The organism is Microbacterium sp. (genome assembly GCF_036277215.1).
Classification (GTDB): Bacteria; Actinomycetota; Actinomycetes; order Actinomycetales; family Microbacteriaceae; genus Microbacterium.
In genome coordinates this window covers 1-4,385 of the sequence record NZ_DASUNI010000272.1, presented here as the reverse complement: position 1 = coordinate 4,385, position 4,385 = coordinate 1, and the positions used below count along the sequence as shown (strand labels likewise).

Here is a 4,385-nt window from a genome sequence, read left to right as displayed (position 1 = left end):
GTGCGGAAGGCCGGCGTGCCGACGTGACGCGTGAACTCGTCGAGCTGGATGCCGCCCTCGCACGGGTGGTGGATGGCACGTACGGGCTGTGCGAGTCATGCGGCAGACCGATTCCGCTCGAACGGCTGCAGCTGCTTCCTGCCGCCACCCTTTGCGTCCCCTGCGCCGGCAAGCGCTGATCAGCGCAGCCGGCTCAGCGGGCCCGAACGAAGCGCGGGCCGTCGTAGCCGTCGCGCTCGATCAGCTCATCCCACATCGCGCGCGGACGGACCCAGAGCGCACCGTCGCCGTAGAGGGCGCGGTAGACGACGTATTCCTCTTCCGTCTCGCTGTGCTGCGCTGTGCCGATGACCTGGTAGCGCTCGCCTGTGAAGTGACGGTAGACCCCCGGCTCGATGGCTGTCATGTCGTGAGCGTATCCCGCGCGTTCTGGGTCTGAGCATCGGTACGCGATGCGCACGTACGCTTGACCGGTGCCTTCCGTTCTCAACGTCTCGGCGTATCTCTTCACGCGGATAACCGACCCGCACGCGCTCCGCAGCGAGTTGCATGCGCTCGCTGTCACCGCGGGACTGAGGGGCACCATCCTCCTGGCCGAGGAGGGCATCAACCTGTTCCTCGCCGGCGACCCCGGCCGGCTTCGCGTGTTCATCGACCGCCTGCGTGCAGATGAGCGATTCGCCCGGCTCACGACGAAGGACAGCTGGTCGAGCGCCCAGCCGTTCGGCAAGCTCCTGGTGAAGGTGAAGCGCGAGATCATCCGCATGGACCGCCCCACCATCCGACCCGAGGCCGGCCGGGCGCCCGCCCTCGCCCCCGTGACGCTGCGGCGCTGGCTCGACGAAGGGCGCGACGACGACGGTCGCGAGGTCGTCCTGCTCGATACGCGAAATGCCTTCGAGGTCGACTACGGTTCGTTCGCCGGCGCGCTCGACTGGCGCATCGAGCGGTTCACCCAATTCCCGGATGCCGCGCTCGCACACCGTGCGGACCTCGACGGCAAGACGGTGGTGAGCTACTGCACCGGCGGCATCCGATGCGAGAAGGCGGCGCTGCACCTGCGTGAACAGGGCATCGATGCGTACCAGCTGGACGGCGGCATCCTCGGCTATTTCGAGGCGGTCGGCGCCGACCACTGGACGGGGGAATGCTTCGTCTTCGACGAGCGCGAGGCGCTCGGAGCTGATCTCGAGCCGCGCAAGGCATGTGTGAAGCCATGAAAACCGACCTGAAGAAGCAGATCGCGTCGTACCGCGCGCGGCGCGGGGTCTTCGACATCGTCGAGGTGCCGCCGCTTCGCTACCTGATGATCGATGGCCATGGAGATCCGAACTCTCAGCCCTACGCCGACGCCGTCTCCACCCTGTTCCCCATCGCCTACCGACTGAAGTTCATGAGCAAGAAGGAGCTCGACCGCGACTACGTCGTCATGCCCCTGGAAGCGCAGTGGTGGTCGGAGAACATGGCGGCGTTCACTTCCGACCGCGACAAGTCGCGGTGGGACTGGACGGCGATGATGCTCGTGCCCGACTGGATCACCGAGGACCAGCTCCAGCAAGCACGAGCGACCGCGGCCGTCGCGCCGGCACTCGACAAGCTGCGGCTCGAGACACTGGCCGAAGGCCGCTGCGTCCAGACACTTCACCTCGGCCCGTTCGACGAGGAGGGGCCGATTCTCGAACAGCTGCACAATGAGTTCATCCCTGCGCAGGGTCTGCGAATGACCGGCAGGCATCACGAGATCTATCTCAGCGATATCCGGCGCACCGACCCGTCCAAGCTGCGCACCATCCTGCGTCAGCCCGTCGAGTGACGCCGCCGAGTCAGCGATAGCGGTAGTGCTGCGAGGACGTGTTTATCCACGCTGCGAACTGCCGGGCCTGGGATTCCTCTCCCCCCGGGACCGCGGCGAGCCACAGCTGACCTGCGACCTCGACGAGAAGATAGTCCGCGCGCGGATCGACCGATCGCGGGAGCAGACGCGGGGTGATCAGGCCGGAGGACCCGTACAGAACCCGGGCAGTCGCGGGTCTGCCCAGCCGGCCCCGGCGCAGCAGCTCGGCGCCGCTCTCGAGGGACGCCGACGCACCCGCAACGGGCTGGCTCGAGACACCGAAATGAATCCACCGACCGTCGACGACGATGCCGGCGAACGAGTCTTCGGATCCGCTGAATCGCGCGGCGTCCGTCCAGCGCGTGCCGTCCCACCAGCGCTGACGGCCGCGTCCGTCGTCGTACCAGCCCTGGCCGACGACTCTGGTGGCCGGGGTGGCGTCGGCGTGCAGCTTGATGTCACGCTCGCGTAGGTCGATGTACTGCTCGGTCCAGCGCGCGCCGTCCCACCAGCGCTGCTTGCCGTGGCCGTCGTCGTACCAGCCCGCATCCGCTGCCGCCATGAAACGAGGGTACGGCCGGGCGGCCACCCCGTGGGACGGCAAAGTCGCGACGGGGGAGCAGACTGGCCAGACGCTACGCCACGACGTCAGACCGTGCGGCGGTCGTGCGCCCGTCCGCGAAACGGGATTCGGCGCGATCGTGGTGGCGACCCACCGGGACGAGCTCGGTGGCCTTCGGCAGTCCCATCGGCTTCGTGGACACGTAGATGCTCTCCGCACGTTCGACCAGGAACGTCTCGTGCCAGATGCCGACTGCCGTGGGTGCCTTGCGCGCGAGCCTGTTGAACCGTGTCCATGCCGGCCGGTGCTCCTGCGCGGGGTTCGACGCGTATGCGTAGAGCTTGTCGATCGACGACCAGTACTGCACGACGTACGGTCCCCCCGATCCGACCAGGATGTGGAAGCCGAGCAGGCCCGAATCCGGTTCCACGCTCAGCTCGCGCAGCATTCGCGGCATCGCGCCGAACACCGGCATCCAAAGGTCTGGCCGCCACCAGCTGTTGATCTGCATCCCGATGTGGAAGACGACGAGTTCGCCCTCGTGGCGATGCGTCATCCGTCCGTTCACCACGTGTGCCATGTCGGGTCTCCAATTCGATAGTCTCGCTATCTATTTTGGATAGCGGTACTATCCAAGTCAAGGGGTGACCATGAGAATCTCGGAGTTGTCCGCACAGGCCGGCGTGCCCGTCCCGACGATCAAGTACTACCTGCGGGAGTCACTGCTGCCCGAGGGCGAGCGGAGTTCGCCTACGCAGGCGAGCTACGGCGATCGCCACGTGGGGCGCCTCAGGATTATCCGCGCGCTCATCGGGTCTGGGGTCAGTGTCGCCGAGACGCGCAAGGTGCTCACCGCCCTCGACGACCCGCCCGCAAGCGCTCACGACCTTCTCGGAACGGCTCATGCTGCCGTCGCGCCGCCTGCCGGCGGCGACGTCGATCTGGCGGCGGCCGAGAGACTCGTCAGTCGCCTGGGGTGGGAGCGTGGGAAATGCGACGAGGCGGTGCTCGCCGGCGTCGCTCGGGCGCTGGAGGGTCTGGACCGCGCCGGTTTCACGATCTCGGACGAGGTGATGACCGCCTACCTCGATTCTGTGCAGCGGATTGCTCGCGCCGAGATCGAGGGAGTGCCGACCGACTCGGCCGAAGCAGCCGTCCGATACGTCGTGCTGGGCACAGTGCTGGTCGAACCCCTTCTGCTCGCGCTTCGTCGCGTGGCCGAACAGCTCGCGTCGGCTGAGCGATTCGGCTAGAACGGCGCCATCTCCAGCTCGCACTCGGGGTCGGGACAGGGCCGTACTACGGCGGCTCGATCGATGCACATCTGTCGTCGCCACGACAGAGCTGCGTCTGCAATCAGATCGGCCCGGATCCGACCTTCGAACGCTCTGAACGATATATCGTTGACTATCGCTGAGCCCGCCGTGGGCGCCGGCGCAGAGGAGGTCATCATGAGCAGTTCGAACATCGGCGACTGGTTCGGCGGCAGCAGTGCCGGAAGCAGCGGCGCCGGAAAGGGCTGGCCGGTCACCGGCATCTGGGAGGCGATGGAACAGCTTCGCGGAGCCTTCGAGCAGAAGGTCAGCCCGCGGATGGGTCGGGGCGACGTGCGCGCCGCAGTGCTGGCGCTGCTCGCCGAGCGGCCGATGCACGGCTACCAGATCATCCAGGAGATCGAGGAGCGCAGCGGAGGCGCGTGGAAGCCGAGTCCCGGCTCCGTCTACCCGACTCTTCAGCTGCTGGTCGACGAGGGCCTCATCCGCGCGGAAGAGTCCAATGGTCGCAAGACCTACTCGCTCACCGACGAAGGTCAGCAGACGGCGGATGCCGGGGGCGACAAATCCGTTCCGTGGGAGGCTCCGGCGGCTCGAGAGGGCGGCCGCAGCGCCCTGCCGAAGGCGGGAATCGATCTGGCTCAGGCGGTCGCGCAGGTCGGGCGTTCCGGCACCCCAGAGCAGGTGAAGGCGGCGATCGCGGTGCTCGAAGAGG

General features: G+C 67.3%; 8 protein-coding genes. 5 read left to right on the top strand and 3 right to left on the bottom strand.

Translation table 11 applies throughout. The features are described from left to right. Window positions 1–23: 23 nt before the first annotated feature. Window positions 24–179 (top strand): TraR/DksA family transcriptional regulator, encoded by a 156-nt coding sequence (locus VFX99_RS13475; protein ID WP_329666807.1) that lies wholly within the window; start codon window positions 24–26, stop codon window positions 177–179. A 14-nt stretch (window positions 180–193) separates the two neighbouring features. Here VFX99_RS13475 and VFX99_RS13470 read toward each other — a convergent pair whose 3' ends face one another. Next, a complete protein-coding gene (locus VFX99_RS13470) occupies window positions 194–406 on the bottom strand; it encodes a DUF1653 domain-containing protein (protein ID WP_329666806.1) in 213 nt (70 codons plus the stop codon). 67 nt (window positions 407–473) lie between these two features. Between VFX99_RS13470 and VFX99_RS13465 the strand changes: the two genes are divergently transcribed. Together VFX99_RS13465 and VFX99_RS13460 are read left to right on the top strand one after the other, a co-directional pair. Then, window positions 474–1,220, top strand: a complete 747-nt coding sequence (locus VFX99_RS13465) for a sulfurtransferase (protein ID WP_329666805.1) — start codon at window positions 474–476, stop codon at window positions 1,218–1,220. Continuing rightward, window positions 1,217–1,813, top strand: a complete 597-nt coding sequence (locus VFX99_RS13460; protein ID WP_329666804.1) for a GyrI-like domain-containing protein — start codon at window positions 1,217–1,219, stop codon at window positions 1,811–1,813. Before VFX99_RS13465 ends, VFX99_RS13460 begins: the two co-directional genes overlap by 4 nt. 10 nt (window positions 1,814–1,823) lie before the next feature. Here VFX99_RS13460 and VFX99_RS13455 read toward each other — a convergent pair whose 3' ends face one another. Beyond that, window positions 1,824–2,396, bottom strand: a complete 573-nt coding sequence (locus VFX99_RS13455) for a DUF2510 domain-containing protein (protein ID WP_329666803.1) — start codon at window positions 2,394–2,396, stop codon at window positions 1,824–1,826. A 73-nt stretch (window positions 2,397–2,469) separates the two neighbouring features. Next, entirely contained in the window at window positions 2,470–2,976 is a 507-nt protein-coding gene (locus tag VFX99_RS13450; protein ID WP_329666802.1) for a DUF4188 domain-containing protein, read from the bottom strand. Between the two features lie 70 nt (window positions 2,977–3,046). Between VFX99_RS13450 and VFX99_RS13445 the strand changes: the two genes are divergently transcribed. Both VFX99_RS13445 and VFX99_RS13440 read left to right on the top strand, forming a co-directional pair. Further along, window positions 3,047–3,649: a MerR family transcriptional regulator gene (locus VFX99_RS13445; protein ID WP_329666801.1), complete on the top strand. Its 603-nt coding sequence runs from the start codon at window positions 3,047–3,049 to the stop codon at window positions 3,647–3,649. 198 nt (window positions 3,650–3,847) lie between these two features. Further along, window positions 3,848–4,385: PadR family transcriptional regulator (locus tag VFX99_RS13440; RefSeq protein ID WP_329666800.1), on the top strand; the 538-nt coding region annotated here is incomplete at its 3' end.